The 22,844-nt window shown below is 56.3% G+C and carries 18 protein-coding genes; 16 read left to right on the top strand and 2 right to left on the bottom strand.

The window, feature by feature from the left end; genetic code table 11:
- Nucleotides 1-142 precede the first annotated feature (142 nt).
- Nucleotides 143-1,549, top strand: coding sequence for a cation:dicarboxylase symporter family transporter (locus VNX88_02255; protein HWY67454.1), 1,407 nt, complete (start codon nucleotides 143-145; stop codon nucleotides 1,547-1,549).
- A gap of 588 nt (nucleotides 1,550-2,137) precedes the next feature.
- Here the strand turns inward: VNX88_02255 and VNX88_02250 are convergent.
- Together VNX88_02250 and VNX88_02245 are read right to left on the bottom strand one after the other, a co-directional pair.
- Nucleotides 2,138-2,965, bottom strand: a complete 828-nt coding sequence (locus VNX88_02250; GenBank protein HWY67453.1) for a winged helix-turn-helix domain-containing protein — start codon at nucleotides 2,963-2,965, stop codon at nucleotides 2,138-2,140.
- Between the two features lie 105 nt (nucleotides 2,966-3,070).
- Nucleotides 3,071-4,279 carry an alpha/beta fold hydrolase gene (locus VNX88_02245; GenBank protein ID HWY67452.1) on the bottom strand — a complete coding sequence of 403 codons (1,209 nt, stop codon included), beginning with the start codon at nucleotides 4,277-4,279 and terminating at the stop codon, nucleotides 3,071-3,073.
- Nucleotides 4,280-4,831: 552 nt separating this feature from the next.
- Between VNX88_02245 and VNX88_02240 the strand changes: the two genes are divergently transcribed.
- The 15 genes from VNX88_02240 (at nucleotide 4,832) to ftsZ (ending at nucleotide 22,827) form a co-directional block, all read left to right on the top strand.
- Nucleotides 4,832-5,275, top strand: a complete 444-nt coding sequence (locus tag VNX88_02240; protein ID HWY67451.1) for a hypothetical protein — start codon at nucleotides 4,832-4,834, stop codon at nucleotides 5,273-5,275.
- Between the two features lie 2 nt (nucleotides 5,276-5,277).
- Nucleotides 5,278-6,219, top strand: a complete 942-nt coding sequence (gene rsmH / locus VNX88_02235) for a 16S rRNA (cytosine(1402)-N(4))-methyltransferase RsmH (GenBank protein HWY67450.1) — start codon at nucleotides 5,278-5,280, stop codon at nucleotides 6,217-6,219.
- 253 nt (nucleotides 6,220-6,472) lie between these two features.
- Nucleotides 6,473-6,631 (top strand): hypothetical protein, encoded by a 159-nt coding sequence (locus VNX88_02230; GenBank protein HWY67449.1) that lies wholly within the window; start codon nucleotides 6,473-6,475, stop codon nucleotides 6,629-6,631.
- The gene (locus tag VNX88_02225) at nucleotides 6,632-7,156 is read left to right on the top strand and encodes a hypothetical protein (protein ID HWY67448.1); all 525 of its coding nucleotides are present in this window, start codon (nucleotides 6,632-6,634) and stop codon (nucleotides 7,154-7,156) included. It begins immediately after the preceding gene.
- Between the two features lie 225 nt (nucleotides 7,157-7,381).
- Nucleotides 7,382-9,562 carry a penicillin-binding protein gene (locus VNX88_02220; protein HWY67447.1) on the top strand — a complete coding sequence of 727 codons (2,181 nt, stop codon included), beginning with the start codon at nucleotides 7,382-7,384 and terminating at the stop codon, nucleotides 9,560-9,562.
- 67 nt (nucleotides 9,563-9,629) lie between these two features.
- Nucleotides 9,630-11,150, top strand: a complete 1,521-nt coding sequence (locus VNX88_02215; protein HWY67446.1) for a UDP-N-acetylmuramoyl-L-alanyl-D-glutamate--2,6-diaminopimelate ligase — start codon at nucleotides 9,630-9,632, stop codon at nucleotides 11,148-11,150.
- The gene (gene murF / locus VNX88_02210) at nucleotides 11,147-12,526 is read left to right on the top strand and encodes a UDP-N-acetylmuramoyl-tripeptide--D-alanyl-D-alanine ligase (GenBank protein ID HWY67445.1); all 1,380 of its coding nucleotides are present in this window, start codon (nucleotides 11,147-11,149) and stop codon (nucleotides 12,524-12,526) included. The genes VNX88_02215 and murF overlap by 4 nt, the downstream gene beginning before the upstream one ends.
- Nucleotides 12,527-12,604: 78 nt before the next feature.
- A complete protein-coding gene (mraY, locus tag VNX88_02205) occupies nucleotides 12,605-13,738 on the top strand; it encodes a phospho-N-acetylmuramoyl-pentapeptide-transferase (GenBank protein HWY67444.1) in 1,134 nt (377 codons plus the stop codon).
- A gap of 15 nt (nucleotides 13,739-13,753) precedes the next feature.
- Nucleotides 13,754-15,163: a UDP-N-acetylmuramoyl-L-alanine--D-glutamate ligase gene (gene murD, locus VNX88_02200; GenBank protein HWY67443.1), complete on the top strand. Its 1,410-nt coding sequence runs from the start codon at nucleotides 13,754-13,756 to the stop codon at nucleotides 15,161-15,163.
- Nucleotides 15,163-16,254: a putative lipid II flippase FtsW gene (gene ftsW, locus VNX88_02195; protein ID HWY67442.1), complete on the top strand. Its 1,092-nt coding sequence runs from the start codon at nucleotides 15,163-15,165 to the stop codon at nucleotides 16,252-16,254. The genes murD and ftsW overlap by 1 nt, the downstream gene beginning before the upstream one ends.
- A gap of 3 nt (nucleotides 16,255-16,257) precedes the next feature.
- Nucleotides 16,258-17,331, top strand: a complete 1,074-nt coding sequence (gene murG / locus VNX88_02190) for an undecaprenyldiphospho-muramoylpentapeptide beta-N-acetylglucosaminyltransferase (protein ID HWY67441.1) — start codon at nucleotides 16,258-16,260, stop codon at nucleotides 17,329-17,331.
- Nucleotides 17,332-17,380: 49 nt separating this feature from the next.
- On the top strand, nucleotides 17,381-18,844 hold the full coding sequence (gene murC, locus VNX88_02185) for a UDP-N-acetylmuramate--L-alanine ligase (protein ID HWY67440.1): 1,464 nt from the start codon (nucleotides 17,381-17,383) through the stop codon (nucleotides 18,842-18,844).
- A gap of 115 nt (nucleotides 18,845-18,959) precedes the next feature.
- Nucleotides 18,960-19,952 (top strand): FtsQ-type POTRA domain-containing protein, encoded by a 993-nt coding sequence (locus tag VNX88_02180; GenBank protein HWY67439.1) that lies wholly within the window; start codon nucleotides 18,960-18,962, stop codon nucleotides 19,950-19,952.
- 106 nt (nucleotides 19,953-20,058) lie between these two features.
- Entirely contained in the window at nucleotides 20,059-21,276 is a 1,218-nt protein-coding gene (gene ftsA / locus VNX88_02175) for a cell division protein FtsA (protein HWY67438.1), read from the top strand.
- A gap of 210 nt (nucleotides 21,277-21,486) precedes the next feature.
- On the top strand, nucleotides 21,487-22,827 hold the full coding sequence (gene ftsZ, locus VNX88_02170; GenBank protein ID HWY67437.1) for a cell division protein FtsZ: 1,341 nt from the start codon (nucleotides 21,487-21,489) through the stop codon (nucleotides 22,825-22,827).
- The last annotated feature ends 17 nt before the right edge of the window (nucleotides 22,828-22,844 follow it).

Here is a 22,844-nt window from a genome sequence, read left to right as displayed (position 1 = left end):
TCTCTTAACACAGTTTGTCCCGGAAAATCTGTCCCCTTCATTTCTTTCGGGATGCGGGCTTTGGCTTTTGGTGTTGTTGTTTAGCTTAGAGGCTCAGAAGCTAAGCAGCTTAGAAGCTTCCTCGTGATACCTTTTCACCTCGATGCCTATCGACAAGAAAGGTGTTTTTAGCCAACGAGTCTGGCTCGGAATTGTGCTGGCTTTGGCCGCACTTGCCTTGAGTTTTGTTCTTATCTCGCGCACATATCCTCTGCCGGAGGCACTGCTTCGGACTACCCGATGGGCTTTGGTGGGAGCGGTTCTGGTGTATGCAGTCCTCCGTCGCTCGCTGATGACGTGGATCTTTGCCTGCATGCTCATCGGCGGAATTTTTGGTCACGAGTTTCCTCGCCAGGCCGTCGGACTGCAGGTGATCACGCAAGTCTTTCTGCGACTTATCAAGGCCATCATTGCTCCACTAATCTTTAGCACTCTGGTTGTCGGCATCGCGGGGCACTCTGACCTGAAGCAGGTCGGGCGCATGGGACTAAAGGCGCTGATCTACTTTGAGGTAGTCACGACGCTGGCTCTGATCATCGGACTCGCCGCCATCAATATCAGCAAAGCCGGCGTGGGCGTGCGCGTTCCCTCCGACCAAGCTGCCGCACCGGCTGTTCCGCAGAAGCAAACGCCGAGCGATCTGATCCTGCATATCTTCCCGGAGAACATTGCGAAATCTGTCGCTGAGGGACAGGTGCTGCAGGTGGTCGTCTTCGCCTTGATCTTCGGGCTTGCATTGGGGATGCTTCCCGAAGTGAAACGCCGCCCGATGCTGACGCTCTGCGAGAGCCTGTCCGAGACGATGTTCAAGTTCACGAATATTGTGATGTACCTGGCGCCGCTCGCAGTCGGCGCGGCGATCGCCTACACAATCGGTCAGCTTGGCGTGGGTGTTCTTTCCAATTTGCTCAAACTGCTGACTACGCTGTATCTCGCATTGATTGCATTTCTTGTTTTTGTGCTGTTGCCGGTGGCATTGATTTTTCGCGTCCCCATCCGTCGCTTTGTGCGCGCTGTCGCCGAGCCCGCGACCATCGCCTTTGCAACCAGCACCTCGGAGGCGGCATTGCCTCGTGCCATGGAGGCTATGGAGGCGATCGGAGTTCCGCGGCAGATCGTCGCATTTGTGATTCCCACGGGATACAGCTTCAATCTCGACGGCAGCACGCTCTATCTATCTCTGGCGGCGATCTTCGTATCGCAGGCGGCTGGTCACCCACTCTCGATTGGAGAGCAAGTGCTTCTGGTAGTGACGCTGATGTTGACGAGCAAAGGAGTCGCCGGTGTTCCACGCGCAAGCCTGGTGATTCTCATGGCCACGCTGGGCGGATTCAATCTGCCTGTGTGGCCGGTATATATCATCCTCGGCATCGATGCGCTGATGGACATGGCGCGAACATCGGTCAATGTGATTGGCAATTGCCTTGCCAGCGTGGTGATCGCGAAGTGGGAAGGGGAGTTTGGGAAGGAAATGCCGTCGGAAGTCGTGGTGGAGGCGTTGACAAATTAGTTGTCATTCCGAACGAAGTGAGGAATCCCTGCGGTAACCATGAGCACCGTTGCTATCGAAGCGCGTCAGAACCCGAAAGCATTGGAGACAATCGTCAAGCTAGCGCGGTGGACGCTTCTTTGGAGCTTCTTATTGCTTACGCAAGCCTGCAAAGAAGACTTCGAGTCCCACTATGGTTCGTTCGAGGAAGCTCACAAGGCTGACGCAGGTCACGGATGGTTGCCGGAGTTTTTGCCATCGACTGCTACGAATATTCGAGAGATCCACAACCTAGATTCAAATCGGGTATGGGGTTCATTTGTGAACGTTGCTGGTGCATCGGTGACGTCATTCTGTCTTAATTCCTCTACGCTTTCTGGTGTCCACGTAGATGATCCGGGGGCTACTTGGTGGCCGAAAGAGTTGGTTGGCGACATAAATTCTTCGGCTCACGCATGGAACCTTTACGAGTGTTCCGGATCTCCACATTCAATCTTGATAGCGCCTACGAATGGGAGGCAATTTTATTGGGTATCGTTGCCGCGTTAGTCGTTCGATGAGGAATTGAAGATGTTGTAGGGATTCCTCGCTACGCTCGGAATGACAAACTTACCGCTCCGGATATGCCATTCTCACGAGCGTTCGCTGAGCGAACGGTGAATAAACCGCAAGTACGAATAGCGGGAAGGCGAATCCCAGCCCTATTGTGGGAACAAGGAAGAAGGTCATCGCAGACCAAAACTCGTCGATCAAGAGCAGAAAAGGGAATAGCCTCCGAAATTTCTGGCCAAGGTAGTCATAGTCGAAGAGGATGGCAAAGCACAGGTAAAAGCGCAGCGGCAGTCCCAACGCACACCACAGAACAATCAGGGAAGCGATCGTGAACGACTGCGCCGCGCCAAAGCTAAAACGCGCCAGCATCCGCACCCAGATCAGATAGTGCAGTGCGGCGATGTAAGAAACCAGATATGCACCTTCGATGAGCAGCAAAAGCCCACGAGCGGCCGGACGCGGAGCAGTAGGCAGATCTCTCTTGTCCGGCGTAGAGACGTCCGCCGCGGCGGACTGCGTCTCTGCCTGGGACGGCGATACAGCCTCGCTATTGGCCGAATTGTTGATCGGCCCAATAAACCGGTATCCCCGCCGGGGCAGTGTCTCAATGAACCGAGGATTGTTCGCGGAATCGCGCAGCGCCTCGCGCACTTTGTTGACGGCAGTGTTCAAGCCGTGCTCGAAATCGACGAAGGTATCGGCGGCCCATAGGCTCTGCCGCAGCTCTTCGCGAGTGACCAGCTCTCCCGGCCTTTGCAGCAGCGCGGCGAGAACCTGAAACGGCTTGTCCTGAAGCTTGAGACGATGCCCCTGCCGCCGCAGCTCTCCACTACGGAGATCAGCCTCGTACTCCGCAAAACGAATGACGCTGGGGCCCTGATTCATGCTCGGGAGGATAGCACCACATAAGAATCGGGTGATCGGGCCATCGGGTCATCGGGTGAAATGAGAAGCACATGCCATCCGCGCGAAGCACTCGCTTTAAAACCATTAGTGGTGCGCAGCGCTCACAAATTCGTCGACGAGCTTGTTGAAGCGCTCCGCATCATCCACAAAAAGCGCGTGTCCGGCATCTTCGAAGTTTTCTACTCGGGCTGAGGGAAGCTTGGTCTTTACGATCTGTGCTGTGGCTGCTAGCTGCGGCTCATATGCGAAAAGCACTGGCTTATCGAGCTTCGCGAGCACTGGGGAGAGATCACCCATGGTCGCCATGTTCTGCATCAGCGTTACTGCCGTGTTTGTCGGTGTGCGCAGGCTAGCTCGGATCACGCTACGTAAATAGTCCTCCGACTGGGGCTTGCGGTACATGCTGCGCACAAACGCCTCTGTCCATTTGAGGCGATCGAGTTGCGCTTGCTTCAGCATTCCCGCGAAGGCGGCTTGAACTTGCGAGTCTTTAGGATCGAGCGCGACGAAGCCGTCGACAAGGACAACAGACCGCAGACGGCCAGTGCCAAATTGGTTTGCGTACGCCAATACTTCCGGCACTCCCATCGACCAGCCAACCAGGGTGACGTCGCGGAGCTGAAGGTGCTCCATCAATTCTTCAATGTCTCGTGAGCGTCGTTCTGGATAATTGCCGTCGGAAGGCGTGTCGGACTCACCTTGCGATCGTGGATCGACAGCTATCACGTGGTACTTGCCCCGAAGCCCCTCGAGTTGAGGACGCCAGATGGAAGCTGGCATTGTCCATCCGGGAATGAAGACGATGGGAGGCTTGGCCGTTTCCCCGGCTTCGACGTAGTGGATTCGCGCGCCGTCCGTCGTTCGGAAAGCTTTCCCTGGGAAAGCGCCTGTAGTCTCGGCGGAAAATTCGTCGCCGTGTTCTTTTGCCCATGCCTCGTCGAGTTCAAGGGCGAAGCTCAAGGCTGCAGGTTGGCCCTCCGATACTCGCACTTTGTGGGCGGAAGGCGCGAATCCGGCAAGGGCGACGAAGACATCGTAAAAGCCCGACGGGAGCCCTGCTCTCGCCTGCCCTTGCGAGTCTGTTCGGAGCTCAAGCAGGGGAGGTTTCGAGGTTTGCTCTGCGCTTGTCTCACTCCGGACGGTGACAAGCGCTTTTGGGATTACCGCTCCCACTTCATCGCTGACGGTAACCGTGAGCGGTGAAAGCTGAGGTTGGCCCTGTGCTGGAGTTTGTGGCGTTGCTGCCGAGACGCAGCCAACCGTCAGCAACAGCAGAAGCAGTCGGCGAGGCATGATTCGCGAGAATAGCACTGGAACGGCGAACACGAGGGCATGAAGGAAACTTCGGAGGTCACCGAAGGGGTAGGGCTGTCGGTACTTGGTAAATTCGATGTCTTTGCTGGTCGAGTAGCAAACCACAAAAGGAAAATGCACAATCCCCAAGAATTGTCCCGAGCATCTCCGTGACCTTGCTGTTTCCTTCGTGGCCTTCGCGTTCGCCCCTCTCCAGCTCCGGAACCACCCACTTAAACACAATTCGTAGTAGTGCCCTTTCCGGTTCCTACTTCACGTAGTTTTTTCCACACGTTTTACTGAATCGATACCCCGATCTTGAAAAAAGCCATTGACTTACAACCGCTTCGGCGTAGGATGTGGTCAAAAGTGGTTGAAAGTGGTAAGAATCAGTACCTCTAATGGGTCGAGTGGTCGAGAGTGGCAGCGGATGCGAATGAGCTTCATTAATCCGACGAACCACAGAAAAACAACCTCTAAGACCCGATTCTTCGCTGCTTCAGCCTCCTTGGCCCTGATGGCTATATCCAGTCAGAGCCAGACGGTTAATCAATGTTTCGTGGCAATCACCCAACGCGCGTGGACGAAAAGGGACGACTCAAGGTCCCTGCCGAATTCAAGCGCACCATGGACGAGAGCTATGGTGGCGCGCAATTTTACATCACCAGCCGCGATGGGAAGGTTGCCGAGATTTATCCCTTTGAAGAGTGGCAGCGGATCGAAGAGAAGCTGGCAAAGGTGTCGAACTTCAATCCGGCCAAGAAGAAGTTCCTAGACCGGGTGAATTACTACGGCCAGATGGTGGAGATCGATAACCAGGGGAGATTGCTGATTCCGCAGCTGCTGCGTGAATCGGCGGACGTGAAAGGGGAAGTGCTGGTCTTCGGGAACCTGACTTATTTGGAAGTGCGGAACGCAGAACTCTTCCGCAAGCACCTCGAAGACAGTCCGATCACGCCAGAGGATGAGAAGACACTCGCTGATCTGGGCATCTAGCGGTGGAAGACAACAAGGCCTCTCAGGAGGCCGAACATGGCGAGGATGGTGGAAGGCAACGTCATGTTCCAGTTCTTTTAGAAGAAGCGATCCATTTTCTGAACGTGCGGCGCGGCGGCACCTATATCGACGCGACCCTCGGACTTGGCGGCCACTCCTGCGAACTCGCAAGGCGCCTCGGCCCACAGGGTCATTTGATTGGCTTCGATAAGGATCCAAAAGCGCTGGAGCTGGCGCGCAAGCGTCTCGGGGATCTTGCAGCCGAACTTGGCGGCGAGGCTCCGACCATCACGCTAATCAACGAGTCGTATGCGGAAGTCGGGCAACGAATCGAGGCGGCGAGCGCAGACGGTCTGCTGGCCGATTTGGGAATCAGCTCCTTACAGCTCTCCGACGCAGCACGCGGATTCAGTTTTCAGGCGGAAGGGCCGCTCGACATGCGCATGGACCCGCGCAACGAGCGCACCGCCGATCAAGTGGTAAACCACCTCGACGAGAGAACTCTCGCCGATGTGATTTACGAATTCGGTGAGGAAAGGAGGTCGCGGAGAATCGCCAGAGCCATTGTCCGGGCACGGCCGATACGATCGACAGCTCACTTAGCTCAAGTCGTTGCGGCCGCGCTCCCGGCAATGAAACACAAGCGCATTCATCCGGCGACAACGACTTTCCAGGCGATCCGAATCTTCGTAAACCGCGAACTTGAGGACCTGAGGAGTTTGCTTGAGGCGGCTCCTCAGGTTCTCCTCCCTTCGACGGGGAGGTTGGTGGTGATCAGCTTTCACTCGCTGGAAGATCGCATCGTGAAAGATGCGATGCGCGAGGGAGCAAAGAATGGCGTCTACCGGCTGCTGACAAAAAAGCCGGTAACGGCTTCAGAGGCGGAAGTGGATCGCAACCCGCGAGCGCGCAGCGCAAAATTGCGGGCGGCAGAAGAGATTTAGGAATTGACGGCGATGAAATCCGAGCATCACGAAGAGATCCTTCGCTTCGCTCAGGATTTCGGCAGCGGGCTCAGACGCCCGCTAATCGCCGAAAGGTGGCCGGGCAGCATCGTCCTACCGGATGGACTTAAGGGCGAAAGAAAAAATCCACAGCACACCTACCTCATCGAGCGGTGCTGTCCCGGTTAAACAAGTTTAGGTAGAGACGCAGCATGCTGCGTCTGGAGTACGAGCAAGTACAAGGAGGCAAACGATGTATACAGGCAAACTGATCGACGAGCTGATCCAAAGCGTACAGCGCGCCGAGGTTGAGGCGCACATCAACCGTGAAGAAGAACTCATTGAGCAGTTCCTTCACCATGCCGATTTACTCGACGCTTCCTACATTCATGTACACGCGGGAGTAGCGTAAATGGCGACCCAAGCAATCACCGGGCGCGGCGGCTACCGCATGTGGCAGCCGGTCGGCACAGCATCGAGATCGGGCGGGCAGCATTCGCGAACCCGCCCACGGATGCGCAAGTGGGGAGGAGTCACGCCCGAGATCTACTTCAATAAGGCCATCGATAACTCGCGTCTCGTGAAACTCGCGGATCCAAAGCGTGCGCGAGAAATCGCGATGTTCTCGGTTTCGCTGGCGGTCCTGTTCTTTTTCACCATGATTTACGCCTGGCAGCACCTCAGCTCGATCGAGTACGGCTACAAGATTGAAGCGCAGAAGATCGAGCGCGATGCGCTGCTCGAGCAGAATCGTGCGCTACGTCTCGAAGAAGCATCGCTACGCGATCCCGAACGGATTGAGCAACTCGCAGCCAGATTGGGCCTCGTGGCTCCGCAGGCGGGGCAGGTAATGCATCTTGAAGCTACCGCAGATCCGACTGCTCCGGTAATGGCAAGAGCATCGGGTATTCAGGTGGTGGAGAGCAACTGGCAATAAGCTCATCTCCTAAGGGCGGCAATCTGAAGTTTCGCGGGATTTGACCCGCGGCATTGTGGTGGCCTTGGAAAACCAACCGGGCCGCCACACACGTTTTAGATCGGGTGATCGGGCCATCGGGTGATCGGGTGAAGTAAGAGTTGAGTTCCGGTCTTAGTTCACCCGATCACCAGATGACCCGATCTCAACAATGTTTCTAAATCTAATCTTGGGCTCGTAGCACCGATGCCTCCTGGTACCACGAAGCACGAAGGCCGTCTACGACTGTCGCTCTTTGCGGCTTTTTTCTGTCTCTGGATTTTCGCGATCTGCGGCCGATTGCTGTGGCTGCAAGTGGTGGAATACGGATTCCTGACGCAAAAAGCAGCGCGCCAGCAGCAGCGCAGTATTGAAGTCTCTCCGCCGCGTGGCGTCATCTACGATCGCAAGGGACGCGCGCTGGCCATGAGCGTCCAGGTGGACTCAGTCTTCGCAGTGCCTTCCGAAATTCCCGATCAGGCGAGCACTGCGAAGTTGCTCGCACACATTCTCAAAACTGATCCCAAAGAGATGTTGGCTAAGCTCGAGTCGTCGCGCTCGTTCACTTGGATCGCGCGTAAGCTCGACAACAACGTTGCAGCACGACTGCGCGCGCTGAATCTGAAAGGCATTTACTTCCAAAAAGAGCCCAAGCGCTTCTATCCAAAAAATGATCTGGCCGCGCAGGTAATCGGTTACGTCGGCATGGACGATGATGGCCTGGCAGGAATTGAGCGCTCTTTCAATCAGCGGCTGAGCGGTCGTCCAGGCAAAATGCTCATCTCGATGGACGCTCGCCATCGCTGGTTTGGACGTGTAGAGAAGAATCCCGAGCCTGGTCAGAACCTCGTGCTCACGATCGACGAGGATGTGCAACACATCGCGGAAAAGGAACTCGATGCGGCGATGCAGAAGACCCACGCTGAAGCCGGCACAGTCGTAATCCAGAATCCCAAAACAGGAGAGATACTGGCACTGGCGAATCGTCCGACATTTGATCCGAACAATTCGCGCGGTCTCGATCCTAAGTCGCTAAAAAACCGCGCTGTAAGCGATGTCTACGAACCGGGCTCGACGTTCAAGATGGTGACCATCGCCGCGGCGCTAGAAGAGAGGATCACGAATCCCAACGAGATTTTCGACTGCCAGATGGGATCGATCGTCGTAGGCGGCGTTCGCATTCACGACTGGAAGCCGTACGGGCTGCTTACCGTGAGCCAGATCCTGGAACGCTCCAGCGACGTGGGTGCGATCAAGATCGCCATGCGGTTAGGCGAAGACCGCATGTACAAGTACATCCGCGGCTTTGGTTTCGGCTCCCAAACTGGGATTGAGCTTTCAGGGGAAACCCGAGGTATCACAAAGCCTGTAAACCGGTGGTCGAAGATGAGCATCGGCGCGATCTCCATGGGGCAGGAGATCGGCGTTTCTCCCCTGCAGTTGGTCACGATGACTTCCAGTATTGCCAATGACGGTATTTGGACGCCCCCGCGTATCGTCGCTGGCAGCACCCCGGTTGGGCAAGGCCGTGCTGGATCCGCACAGACCGTGGTGTTTCGTCCGGGACAGCAACATAGAGTGATCTCGACCTTTGCAGCTGCAGAGATGAAGAGGATGCTGGAGGGAGTAGTGCTCCAGGGCACAGGAAAGAAGGCAATCCTGGATGGCTATACTTCGGCGGGAAAGACGGGAACGGCTCAGAAGATCAATCCAGTAACGCACCGTTATGATCGGGTGAAGCACATAGCCTCGTTCTCCGGCTTTGCGCCGGTCAACAATCCTGCGATTACGGTGACGGTGATCTTAGATTCTCCCGTTGGCGCGCATCACGGAGGCGATGTTGCTGCGCCGATCTTCAATCGCATCGCGCAGCAGGTTCTTGAGTATCTCGACGTTCCTCATGACGTAGAGGTCAGAAACCCGCAGCGAATGCTCCTTCGCGCCAAAGCCAAGCCCGAGGATGAGATGGAAGGTTCGCCGGATCATGTGGGCGAGGAGGTTGCAGAGAATGACAATCAGCAGGATTCAGCCGCCACGGTGGTTGCGTCTGCTGCCCCGTCAAATGATCACGGAGTCGTTCCTGCTGCCTATCGTCAAGCAGCAACTGTAGAGACGCAGCATGCTGCGTCTAGTGATGGCAGCACAACCCTGCATGAAGGTTCGAATTCCCCGCTCCTCCCTAGGACTGGAACCGTTGTGCTTGACGTGGACGCCGCAAAGACTGTGCCGTCATTCCTGGGCAAGCCGGTCCGCACAGTAATCGAAGAGAGCCAAAAGGCAGGGCTGGAGGTCGACATCTTCGGCTCCGGAGTGGCGAGGCAACAGAATCCGATGCCCGGCGCGCGACTGCCCACTGGTGGACACGTGACAGTGCAATTTGCGCGCTAGACCTTTAGTGTTTCCCTAGGTCTTTACCTCAATTATCAACGGAATTTACGCCACTATAATCGCCTCAATGAAGTTCCGAGAAATCATGCGCGACGTCGACGCGATCTCAATCGCTGGCGACGCCGATGTTCAAGGTGTCGCCTATGACTCGCGCAAGGTGCGTCCTGGATTCGTCTTTCTTGCGATGCATGGTGAAACCAGCGATGGCAATCGCTTCATCGATACAGCGATCCGCCAGGGCGCAGTTGCCGTAGTTTCCGATTCCGATGACGTTGCTTTGCCCGGCAGCGTAGCATTCGCCAGAGTAGCGCACGGCCGGAAAGCATTGGCTCGCATTAGCTCCAACTTCTATGCTCGACAAGCAGAGAAGTTGAAGCTGACGGGAATCACTGGAACGAATGGAAAGACCACGACCACTTTCCTTACCGAGCACATTCTGCGAGCCGCGAGCCGCTCGGTGGCGATGATTGGAACCATTGAGTATCACGTTGCCGGTCGCGTCATTCCTGCTCCTCACACAACGCCCGAGTCACTGGAGCTGAATGCGACATTCGACGAGGCTCTGCGGGCAGGTGCGAGCGAGGTCGTGATGGAAGTCTCGTCTCACGCATTGGAGCAGGGGCGCGTCTATGGACTGCATTACGATGTGGCGGTTTTTACGAACCTAACACGCGATCATCTCGACTACCACCGCACCATGGATGCCTACTCTGCGTCGAAGCAAAAGTTGTTCGAGTCGAATGGGGCCGCTCCTCCCCGGTTGGCCGTAGTCAATGCCGATGACAGCTTTGGAACTTCGCTTCTTGGGACAGCGAAGCACAGCGGTACCGAAACCATGAGCTACGGGCTTCGTTCCGAATGCGATGTGACTGCGCAGAACATCGAGTATCTGCCTACAGGAACGCGGTTTCGGCTGCGCGTTCGAGGCAAGTCGGTCGCGTGTGAATCACGATTGATTGGTGAGATCAACGTTTACAACGTGCTGGCTGCGGCTGGCGCAGGCTTTGCTCGCGGATGTGCTGTTGAGCAGATTCGCAACGCGATAGCCTCGTTCGAGCGGGTACCGGGCAGGTTCGAGCTGGTTGATTGTAGGCAGCCTTTTATCGTGGTCGTCGACTATGCCCACACGGACGATGCATTGCGCAATCTCACTCGCAGCGCGCGGCAATTGCGCGATAAGCAAAAGGCGCCGGGCCGGATCATAACTATGTTTGGGTGTGGCGGCGATCGTGACCGCTCTAAGCGTCCGCTCATGGGGCGTGCGGCCGGAGAAGGCAGCGACTTTGTGGTACTGACGTCCGACAATCCTCGCAGTGAGGACCCGCAAAAGATCATCGCTGATGCCCTGCCGGGCCTACTGCAAACGGGAACTCCACACGCCGTTGAGCCCGATCGTCGAAAGGCAATTACGCTCGCAATCGTTGAGGCTCGTTCGGGCGACATAGTTCTTCTCGCCGGCAAAGGTCACGAGAAATACCAGATCACTCGTGACGGCACGTTCCCGTTTGATGATGTGCAGATCGCTAAGGAAGTGTTGGCTAGTTTGAGTTATAGGGCGTTCGTTCCTGAGGGAGCGCCCGTCGCATGAAGCTGCCGTTGTGGCGAATTGCAGAGTTCATTGAAGCATCGGGCAACTTCGATGGCGAGCGGGTGGCGTCTGGTTATTCGATCGACTCCCGCACCATCCAGCCGGGGGATCTATTTTTTGCCGTAAAAGGCGAGCGGCTCGATGGTCATGAATTCGTCTCAGGCGCGCTCAGGTCTGGTGCGGTTGCAGCGGTAGTCGCGCAGGATCAATCTCAGAAGTTCGCCGGCGAAGAACAAGTACTGATCGTAAAGGACACGCTCGTCGCCCTTCAGCGACTAGGAGCCGCAGTCCGCAGACTTTGGGGTAAGCGATTAATCGGCGTGACGGGCTCTGCTGGTAAGACCACGACCAAGGATGTAATCGCGCATCTGCTCTCGGCACGCTTTCACGTGCTGAAATCACTCGGAAACCTCAATAATCATTTCGGATTGCCCTTGCAACTCCTAAAGCTCGAATCGGAGCACGACATCGCCGTGATTGAGATGGGCATGTCGCACGCAGGAGAGATCGCCGCGTTGTGCGAGATTGCAAAGCCGGATTGGGGTGTGGTCACTTCGGTCGCTCCTGTTCATCTCGAATTTTTTCCGGAGGGCATTTCGGGCATTGCGCGGGCAAAATATGAGTTGATTGCGGCATTGCCCGCGGGTGGGATGGCTTTCCTGAATGCCGACGATGCTTACGTTTCGCAGTTCGGGCGCGATTTTCACGGGAAAGTCATTCGGTTCGGCATTGAACATCCGGCCGAGGTCTGCGCAAAGCGGATTGAGGACCTCGGTCCACGCGGATCGCGTTTTCAGCTCGCTGCGAGTGGAGTGAACACTCCGCTGGAGCTGCCGTTGCTGGGACGTCACAACCTGCTGAATGCCTTAGCGGGCATCGCGGTCGCTCTCGAGGGCGGAGTCACGCCAACTGAAGCTGCAGCTTCGCTTGCTTCGCTCAAGGCTCCCGACAAGCGCGGACAAGTTACTCAGGTTGCCGGCGCCACGCTCATCAACGACTCTTACAACTCGAATCCCAAGGCGCTCGATGCTATGGTGGACGTGGTGGCGGCTTCACCGGCCAAACGCAGGATTGTGGTGGCGGGCGAGATGCTTGAACTCGGTCCCACCGCTCCCGATTTGCATCGCGAATCCGGGAATCACATTGCACAACGCAAGATCGATATTCTCATCGGAGTACGTGGGCAGGCTCGCTTTATAGTGGAAGGTGCTGCGGCCGCTGGTGTGAACGCGAAATTTTTCGCGGAGCCAGAACAGGCAGGAGATTGGCTTGCCGACAACCTTCAAGCCGGCGATGTGGTTTTGCTCAAGGCATCTCGCGGGGTGCGGCTCGAACGCGCTCTCGAACGGCTGAATGAGAAATTACGTCTTACATGACGAACTGAACAAGGTACACGTTAGGCCCATATCCCCAGGGTGATTCATATTAGATATATCGGTTAGAGCGGAGGAAGATTGCTTTATTGGTTGCTGTATCAGAGGCTGCACACGGTCTTCCCTCCTTTTCGCATCTTCAGTTACATCACTTTCCGCACCGCCTTTGCCAGTCTCACTGCGCTATTCATGGGGATGATCGTAGGTCCAGCCATTATCCGGCAATTGCGTCAGTTCCAGATTGGGCAATACATAAGAGAAGAAGGTCCAGCCGCCCATCAGAAGAAGGCGGGCACTCCAACCATGGGCGGAGTGCTTATCGTGGTCGCCATCGTCGTTCCTACGCTACTCTGGTCCGACCTGACGAACCGATATATCTGGATGGTTGTGCTCTCGACGTTGGCATTCGCAGCGATTGGATTTACAGACGATTACTTGAAGATCGTCCATCATCGTAACCTCGGGCTAACGGGCCGCTCCAAACTAGGTCTACAGATCGCGGTTAGCTTCATTATCGCGGTCGTGTTGGTTGCCATGCAGGCGACCGGTCAATACTCCACGCATCTGATGGTGCCTTTCATAAAGCGGTTTCGACCTGATCTGGCGATCGAAGCGCTGCTGCAGTCTCCTCACCTCTGGGTCCTCGCGTTTCTTCCGTTCATCATCTTTGTAGTTCTAGTGATTGTGGGATCGAGCAACGCGGTTAACCTCACTGATGGACTGGATGGGCTCGCGATCGGCTGCACAATCGTAGCCGCCGCTGCTTTGACGGTCCTTACTTACGTAAGCGGCCACGCGCGCTTTGCCGAGTACCTGGAATTGCAAAAGATGCCGCAGGTCGGAGAGCTTACCGTGTTCTGCGGCGCCATGGTCGGATCGAGTATCGGCTTTCTTTGGTACAACGCGCATCCCGCCGAAATCTTCATGGGCGACGTCGGCTCGCTGGCACTGGGTGGCGCCATCGGGACCGTCGCCGTCATCATCAAGCAGGAGCTGCTGCTGCCATTCATCGGTGGAGTATTCGTGCTTGAAGCGCTGTCGGTGATTTTGCAAGTGGGTTCGTACAAGCTTCGCAAGAAGCGCATCTTCAAGATGGCGCCACTGCACCATCACTTTGAGTTAATTGGGTGGTCGGAGTCGAAGGTGATCGTGCGCTTCTGGATTGCTGCGCTCGTGTTTGCACTCTTTGCTCTTACGACGCTGAAACTGCGCTGAAGTCCAGAGCAACTCGTGGCAGAATGGCAGATGGCGATGGATGTGAAAGGCAAACGCGTGCTTGTCGTCGGACTAGGAAAATCCGGCGTCGCATCTGCGCAGTTTTTAGCCGCTCGCGGCGCTCGTGTTACCGTCTCTGACACCCGAAGCCAAAGTGAGCTGAAGAACCAAATTCCAGCCCTGCTCGACCGTGGAATCGCGGTCGAAACCGGCGGACACGGCGAGCGCACTTTTCGCGATCAGGACCTGATCGTAGTCAGTCCGGGCGTGCCCTCGGATATCCCACAGCTAGTTCGCGCACGCGCCCAGGGCATTCCCGTGATCGGAGAAATTGAGTTAGCAACTCGCTTTCTCAAAGGAAAGATCGTCGCGATCACAGGCTCGAACGGCAAGACTACGACGACTACTCTGTGCGGCGAGTTGATCGCCAGTGCCAGTCAAAGAACTCTCATCGGCGGCAACATTGGAACACCAGTGATTCTCCTGGTGGATGATTCGACCGATGACACCGTGAACGTGATCGAAGTTTCAAGCTTTCAACTCGAGACGATTCAGACGTTTCATCCTTCGATTGCGGTCGTCCTGAACATTACGCCCGACCACCTCGATCGGCACGGCAGCATGGAGGCTTATACAGCGGCGAAGGCGCGCATATTCGAGAATCAAACCGTGTCCGATTACTCGGTGTTGAACCTCGACGATCCGGGCAGCGCTGGACTCGAAACGCGCACCAAGGCCCAGCTCTGCTGGTTCACACGCAAGCGTGAGTTAAGTGGCGAACAGGTTGGAGCATTTGTCCGAGGAGGCGAGATCTATTGGCGCGACTTTAAGCGCGAGGACAAAATCATGCCGGTCTCGGAAATTCCGCTTAAGGGCGCCCACAATCTCGAGAATGTGCTGGCTGCGGTCAGCGTTGGCCGTCTTTGTGGTTCCGATGGGACAAGTATTCGTGATGCCGTGCGGAAGTTCAAAGCCGTCGATCATCGGCTGCAGCACATCGCCACGGTTGCCGGAGTGGAGTATTACAACGACTCCAAAGCGACAAATGTCGATGCCACTATTAAGGCGATTGAATCTTTCCCTGGAAATATTCACTTGATTCTCGGCGGTAAAGACAAAGACAGCGATTACACACTGATGAACAATCTGCTGCGTGAGAGAGTAAAACGCGTCTACACGATCGGCGCGGCGGCGGAAAAGATCCGTTCGCACGTGCAGTCAGCGGTTGAGGTGCTGCCGTGCAAGACCCTCGACAATGCGGTCGAGCGTGCCCGTGATCTCGCCAAAGTGGGAGATGTCGTATTGCTGGCTCCAGCCTGTTCCAGCTTCGACCAGTTCGAGAACTACGAACACCGCGGACGTACTTTCCGTACATTAGTGGAACAATTCGCTAGCCCTGCAACCGCAGGCCAGGAGCGCCGCTGATGGCGAAGCGCGTCAGCGTTGATCGCTGGCTCTTCGGCGCCACTCTCCTTCTTGTTCTTCTTGGACTGGTCATGGTCTTCAGCGCTTCAGCCGTGATGGCCAAAGACCGCTTTGGGTCCCCGTACACCTTCCTCTTGCGGCAAATCGGTTGGACCTGCGCAGGAGTGCTCGCGATGGTTGTGCTCATGCGAGTGGACTACCGGAAATACAAGCATCCCGCCGTGGTCTTTACCCTACTCGGCGTGACGATGGTGCTGTTGGTAGCGGTGCTGTTTCTCGACCGCTCGCACAATACTCATCGTTGGATACGCTTCGGCGTGCTCTCCTTCCAGCCTTCAGAGCTGGCAAAGCCCGCGCTCATTTTCTTTCTAGCATTCTTTTTGGAGACCAGAACCGGAGCGATCGATGATTGGCGGCGAACTCTGCTGCCCGCCGTGCTACCCAGCCTGATTTTTTCACTGCTGATTGTGAAGCAGCCCGACCTGGGCACCGCTCTAGTCTGCATGGCCATGACTGCCTCAGTGCTGTTTGTTGTCGGCATGGAGCTGAGGTACCTGGGATATGGAGTGCTGGCTAGCTTGCCCGCGCTGTATTACCTCCTCTTTCATGTCGGCTTCCGCCGTCAGCGCATGCTGGCATTTGTGGATCCTTGGGCCGACCCGCAGGGCGCAGGTTTCCATATGATTCAGTCGCTCATTGCGGTGGGCACGGGGGGCATCGCTGGTATCGGACTTATGGAAGGGAAGCAGAAGCTCTTTTATCTTCCTGAGCCGCACACCGATTTCATTTTTGCCGTGATCGCCGAAGAACTCGGCCTGCTGGGCACGGTGGCAGTGGTCGCGTTGTTTGGAGTGTTTTGTTACCGGGGCATGCGAGCGGCGATCCGCACCTCAGACCTCTACGCTCGATTGCTTGCAGTTGGCATCACCAGCACGATCGCGATTCAAGCCTTCTTCAATATCAGCGTGGTGCTAGGTTTGCTCCCGACGAAGGGTATTCCTCTGCCGTTCATCTCCTACGGCGGAAGTTCGCTCTTCATTACGCTCGCCTGCGTGGGTGTGCTGCTGAATATCAGCCAGCAGACAGACTAGTCGATGCGGGTAGCGATTGTGGGCGGAGGCACTGGCGGTCACGTAATTCCTGCACTGGCCGTCGCGCGCGAGCTTCGCCAGGTTCACTCTGCAGAAGTCATCTTCGTGGGCACGAGTCGGGGGATCGAGACCCGCCTCGTTCCGCAGGCCGGGTTTGAGCTGCGTCTAGTCCAGGTTGGACAACTGAAGGGTGTCAGCTTGGCTCGTCGTGCCAGGACGCTCACGGATATTCCTCGAGCAGTCCTCGCCTGCCGCAAGATCTTTGCCGAGTTTCGGCCGGAAGTTGTGATCGGTGTTGGCGGATATGCTTCTGGTCCCGGCATGTTGGCAGCTCTGTTGATGCGCATCTCCACTCTCGCTTTCGAACCTAATCTGGTGCCGGGATTCGCCAACCGAGTCGTGGCCCGTTACGTGACCGCAGCAGCGGTGCATTTTGAGGAGACCAAGAAGTTCTTCCATAATGCCCGTGTGACCGGCGTGCCCGTGAGGCAGGAATTCTTCAAAATCGCCGAGCGAAAGTTCTCGCCTCCAGGCTCGTTACTCGTGTTTGGCGGCAGCCAGGGCGCGCGCATACTCAACCAGACCATGATTGACGCTATTCCAAAGTGGCACGCACTTGGCATTCACATTCGCCACCAGACCGGCGAGCGCGATTTCGAGCGCGTAGATGCGGCGTACAGGCAGGCGAACCTCCCGGTCGAGGTGAGCCGCTTCATTGATGACATGCCTGCGGCATTTGCTCAGGCGGATGCGGTGTTATGCCGATCTGGAGCCAGCACCGTCGCCGAGATTACTGCCGCAGGAAAGCCCGCCATATTCGTTCCATTTGCGTTAGCAGCCGATGATCATCAACTCAAGAATGCACAGGCATTAGAGAGCGCGGGCGCAGCGCGCATGATTCCGGAATCGCAACTCAGCCCGGCGAGCCTCAGTGCGGTCGTCGCGGAAATGCTCGGAAATCCAACAGCGTTGCTTAGCATGTCAGCCAAAGCGCAATCGTTGTCCCATCCGAACGCAGGAAAGGAAATCGCCACGATGGCGGCGGACATATCAAAGACCCCTGGGGTAAGGAAATGACCATTCCTATCCTCCTGTAACCTGTTGCCTGTACGCTGTCTTTTAGACCATGTTTGCCAAAGTTCAACGAATTCATTTCGTCGGCATAGGCGGTATCGGCATGAGCGGCATTGCTGAGGTGCTGCTTAACCTGGGCTACAAGGTCTCGGGTTCCGATTTGCGCGAGTCATCGGTCACGCAACGCCTTGCGAGCCTCGGTGCCATCATCTTTATTGGGCATCGTGCGGAGAATGTCACAGGATCCGAGGCGGTGGTCACCACATCGGCGGTCACGCGAGACAATCCCGAAATCCAGGCTGCGCGAGCACAGCACACTCCGGTGATTCCCCGTGCCGAGATGCTCGCCGAACTCATGCGCCTGAAGTACGGCATCGCGATTGCCGGCATGCATGGCAAGACCACAACCACATCGATGGTTGCCGCGGTGCTCGCGGCCGGCGGACTCGATCCCACAGTCGTCGTTGGTGGACGCGTAGATGCTATGGGCTCTAATGCACGCTTGGGGAAATCGCAGTATTTGGTCGCCGAAGCCGATGAGAGCGACCGGTCGTTTCTGAAGCTCTCGCCGATTCTGTCGATTGTGACCAACGTCGATCGCGAACACATGGACTGCTATCGCGATATGGACGATGTGGAACAAGCTTTCGTCGATTTCATGAACCGAGTTCCTTTTTATGGCGCGGTGATCGCATGTCAGGACGATGAACGTCTTCGCAACCTGCTCCCCCGATTAGAGCGCCGTGTAATTACGTACGGTGCTGGGGAGGAGTGCGATTTTCACACTCGCGTGTTGGAGGAAGGCTGCAGATCCGAAGACGGGCGGCCACGCAGCCGGTTCGAGGTCGTGAACCGTGGGACGAAGATCGGCGAGTTTGATCTCCATGTGCCCGGCCACCACAACGTGCTGAATGCGACGGCCGCGGTCGCAGCCGGAATCGGACTGGATATCCCTGCAGAGAAGATTTCCGAAGCGCTCTCGCAATTTCGCGGCGTAGATCGCCGTTTCCAGCTCAAAGGCAAGGTCGACGGAGTGAGCGTCGTCGACGATTACGGGCATCATCCCACAGAGATACGCGCGACTCTGGCAGCCGCTCGGCAGTGTGGATTCAGGAACATCCATGTGATCTTTCAACCACATCGTTACACGCGCACCCGCGATCTCGCCGACGAATTCGAAACCGCTTTTGGCTATGCCGATACGCTTCAATTGCTCGATATTTATGCTGCGAGCGAAGAACCGATTCCTGGTGTAACGGCCGAAGGACTAGCTGAGCGCATCACGTCTTCTGGAACACAAGCTGAATACGTCACCTCGTTTGCTGATGCTGCAAGTCATGCTGCATCAAATGCGAAGAGTGGAGATCTCGTGCTCACTCTCGGTGCAGGCAGCGTTTATCAAATTGGACCACTAGTATTGGAAGAGCTTGAGAAGCGAAACGCGCGCCGCATGTCGAGCAAACAGGGCGTTTCATCGCTTGAAGGCAAATCACCCGATCACCCGATCACCCGATGACCCGATCTGCTACGAATTCAATTCAAAAAAATCTCTCGACCTTCATTTTCCTGCTCTGAAAATTCATCGTTTGCGGTTATAGTTGCAAGTACGGCGATTCTCTGACAATCGATTAATGCCGCGAAACGACGCTCAGTATAAAGAGTTGGATATTTCCACTCGCGTCGATGTCGCTTCTGCTGGCGACGACGAACTCAACTCGGGGTTCGGTGCGGACTCGTCTCTCGCCGATACGAATCCTGAGCCACAATTTCGCCGTGCCGGCCGGCGAGTTGTTGTTCGCAAGGGTGCTCTTCCTAAGAAGACTGCCGGTCGCATCCGAATCGCGCTGAGCGTGGTGGCGCTGCTCTCGGTCGGGGCGCTTGCTTACGGCAGCGTTTATCGCTACGGAACAAGAAACTGGCGGTTTCGCGTGCTGTCGAGCGACGACATCAGTATCAGTGGCTTGGATAAGGTGCCCCGTTCCCAAGTCATGGAAGTGCTCGGTGGAGATATCGGGCGCAATGTTTTCTTCATTCCGTTGGAGCAGCGCAAGAAGCAGCTTGAAGAAATTCCCTGGATCGAATCAGCAAGCTTGATGCGCCTGTTGCCGAATCGCCTTGCAGTGCAGGTTCAAGAGCGCACACCTGTTGCCTTCGCTCGCATCAATGGGCGTATTCACTTGGTGGACGCCCACGGCGTCATCATGGAACCAGCGCGCAGAGCACACTATTCCTTTCCGGTTGTATTCGGTTTGAGCGATTCCGACCCAATTTCAACTCGTGGCGTTCAGATGAAGTTCTATTCGCGATTGATGAGCGAATTGGATGCTGGCGGAAACCATTACTCAAACGACCTGAGCGAAGTAGATCTGACGGACCCTGAGGATCTGAAAGTGACAGTTGCCGATCCTGCTGGGGCGGTGCTCGTTCATCTTGGCGCTGATCAATTTCTTTCGCGCTTCAAGCTTTATCTGTCCCATGCGGGCGCATGGCGGCAGCAATTTCAGACGCTCGATTCAGTCGACCTGCGCTACGACGGACAGATCATCGTGAACCCAGATAGCAGCAACGAGGTTATGAAGAGGAATTTCACCGCGGAGACACGGAGACACGGAGGAAAACGATGAGGGTGCGCGCGGAAATCAAAGGCACTGTCGCCTTTCATCAAAATTCCTTCGAATTGCTCTTCTCCGTGCCTCCGTGTCTCCGTGGTGAAATCGGGTTTTAGGAATAATGGCAAAAGTAAACGAGAACTCGATCTGCATTCTCGACGTAGGCAGCGTGAAGACCTGCGTCTTGGTTGGGGAAGTTACGGAAGCTGGCCTGCGCTATCGCGGACACGGCATCGCCGATTCGAAAGGCTCGCGCAAAGGCGTGATTGTCGAGCTCGACAAAGCTACAGCCTCGATTCAGCGTGCGGTTGAGCAGGCCGAAGCAACGGCTCAACTGCCTATCGAGCGCACGGCGATTGGAATAGGCGGCCCACACATTCGGGGTTTCAACAGCCGGGGCGGCATCAACCTGGGCTCGCGCCCGCGCGAGATCAATCGCGACGACGTTCGCCAGGCCGTGGAACGGGCGCGATCGGTGTCTCTTCCTCCGGATCGCCAGACCATCCACCTGCTTCCGCAGGAGTTCATCGTCGATGAGCAAGGCAGCATTCAAGATCCCATCGGCATGATTGGAATGCGACTCGAAGTGAATGCGCATGTCGTAACCGGCGCTACCGGAGCCGCGCAGAATCTGGTGACCGCAGCCAATAAGGCCGGAATTCACGTTGACGATATCGTTTTCGAGCCGCTGGCTTGTGCCGACGCCACGCTCGATGCCGACGAGCGCGAATTAGGTGTCTGCCTCATCGACATCGGAGCTGGGTCGACTGAGGTAGTGGTCTTTTACGAAGGCGCTATCGCTCACACCGGAGTCGTTCCCATTGGCGGCGATCACTTCACTAACGACGTGGCAGTTGGCATGCGCACACCTCTGGCTGAGGCAGAGAAAATGAAACGGATGTTTGGTGCCGCCGTGGTGACCAGCATTCCGGAAGGAAACGAAATCGAAGTACCTTCCGTAGGCGAACGACCCGCACGGCTGATGTTACAGCGGACCCTAGGCGAGATCCTCGAGCCTCGTGCGCGAGAGCTCTTCGAGATGCTTCGTGATCAGCTTCGCCAAGCCAGGGTTTTTGAGGGACTTGGCGCTGGTTGCGTCCTGATCGGCGGCGCCTCGCGACTGCCAGGAATTTGCGAAATCGCGGAGCAGGTTCTGCGTTGTCCCGCACGATTGGGACACGTGAGCGGCATTCCACGAATGCCGACGAGTCTGGCACAGACGGATTTTGCTAGTTGTGTTGGCTTGCTGATGTACACGCATCGTGCACGTGTGGGGCGAATCAAGGAGGAGCAACAGAGTCTCAAGGCAAGGCTCAGAACGTTGTTTGTAGGAGCCTGAAGAATCGGGTGATCGGGCCATCGGGTGATCGGGTGAAGTAAAGACATCGGGTGATTTCGTGATTTTGCGATTTAGCGATGTAGCGATGTCAAACTCACCAAATCAGGAAATTACGAAATTGCAAAATAAGCCAGATCGGCTGTTAGTTCACCCGATGGCCCGATCACCCGATTGTGAGAGCGAGCGCAAAACTTGAAGGGAGAATGACTTATGGCAAAAGGCAAAGCCGAAGGTAGTTCCGAAGACATCCGCATTAGCTTCAACGAGGATCCGCGCAACAACGCGAAGATCAAAGTGATCGGTGTGGGCGGTGGCGGCGGCAATGCGGTGAACCGCATGATCAATGCCAAGGTGGAAGGCGTTGAATTCCTGGTAGCCAACACCGATCTTCAGGCGCTGCAAATGTCGCAGGCCTCGGTGAAGATTCAGCTCGGCGTAAAGCTCACCAGCGGGTTGGGTGCCGGCGCAAATCCCGAAGTGGGAAGGAAAGCCGCGCTCGAGGACGCTCATCAGATCATCGAAGCGCTCGAAGGCGCAGACATGGTCTTTGTAACAGCAGGACTCGGCGGCGGCACGGGCACTGGCGCGGCTCCGATTATCGCGTCGTTAGCCAGCGAAATGGGCGCACTGACAGTCGCCGTCGTCACCAAGCCCTTCGCATTCGAAGGAAAACGCCGCAAGTCGCAAGCTGATCACGGACTGGACGAGCTCATCGAATCGGTAGACACAACCATCGTGATCCCGAATGAGAAGCTGCTCGCGGTGGCGCAAAATGCGGGCTTTTTTGAATCCTTCCGCGTTGCCGATGACATTCTGCGCCAGGCCGTGCAGGGTATCTCCGACATCATCACCATTCCCGGCATCATCAACCGCGACTTTGCCGATGTGAAGACGATCATGCAAGGCATGGGCTATGCGGTAATGGGCACGGCCACAGGTCGCGGCGAACGTCGCGCTCTGGAAGCAGCGCAGGCGGCTATCGCGTCTCCATTGCTCGAAGCAGGTGCGATTGACGGAGCACGCGGCATCCTTATCAACATCACGGGATCAAGCACGCTTAAGTTGGCCGAAGTGAACGAGGCATCCACCATCATCCAGAATGCGGCCCACGAAGATGCCAACATTATCTTCGGCGCTGTGCTCGACGAAAAGATGAAGGACGACGTGAAGATCACAGTCATCGCGACGGGGTTCAAGAGCGATCATATACAGCGCAGCGACCGCGCTACGGGCGTCGCTGTCGGAGCAATCGCCGCTGCTCGTGCTACTTCACCGCATGCGCCGAGTCCACAGGTGACGATGCAGGAAAGATCCTCGCCAGTTGCGGCAGTTGAGTCCCACGCACACAATCATCATGAGTTGGAGGATGAAATACATGCGTCAGTAGGCGTCGCCGCTCCAGTCGCAGTTTCCGCGATGTCTATGGCCTCACGCGTAGTGGCGCCGGTGAGAGATTCCATCTCTCTCGAAGCAGTTCGCAACAGCGTAAACGGCATCGATGGTGACGACCTCGACGTGCCTGCATTCATCCGCAAGCGTGCTGAGAACTAAACTGGGAAATAGGGGAC

It is taken from the genome of Terriglobales bacterium (genome assembly GCA_035567895.1).
Classification (GTDB): Bacteria; Acidobacteriota; Terriglobia; order Terriglobales; family Acidobacteriaceae; genus Gp1-AA112.
Note: the sequence above shows the minus strand (reverse complement) of the source record. Positions and strands in the feature narration are given on the sequence as shown.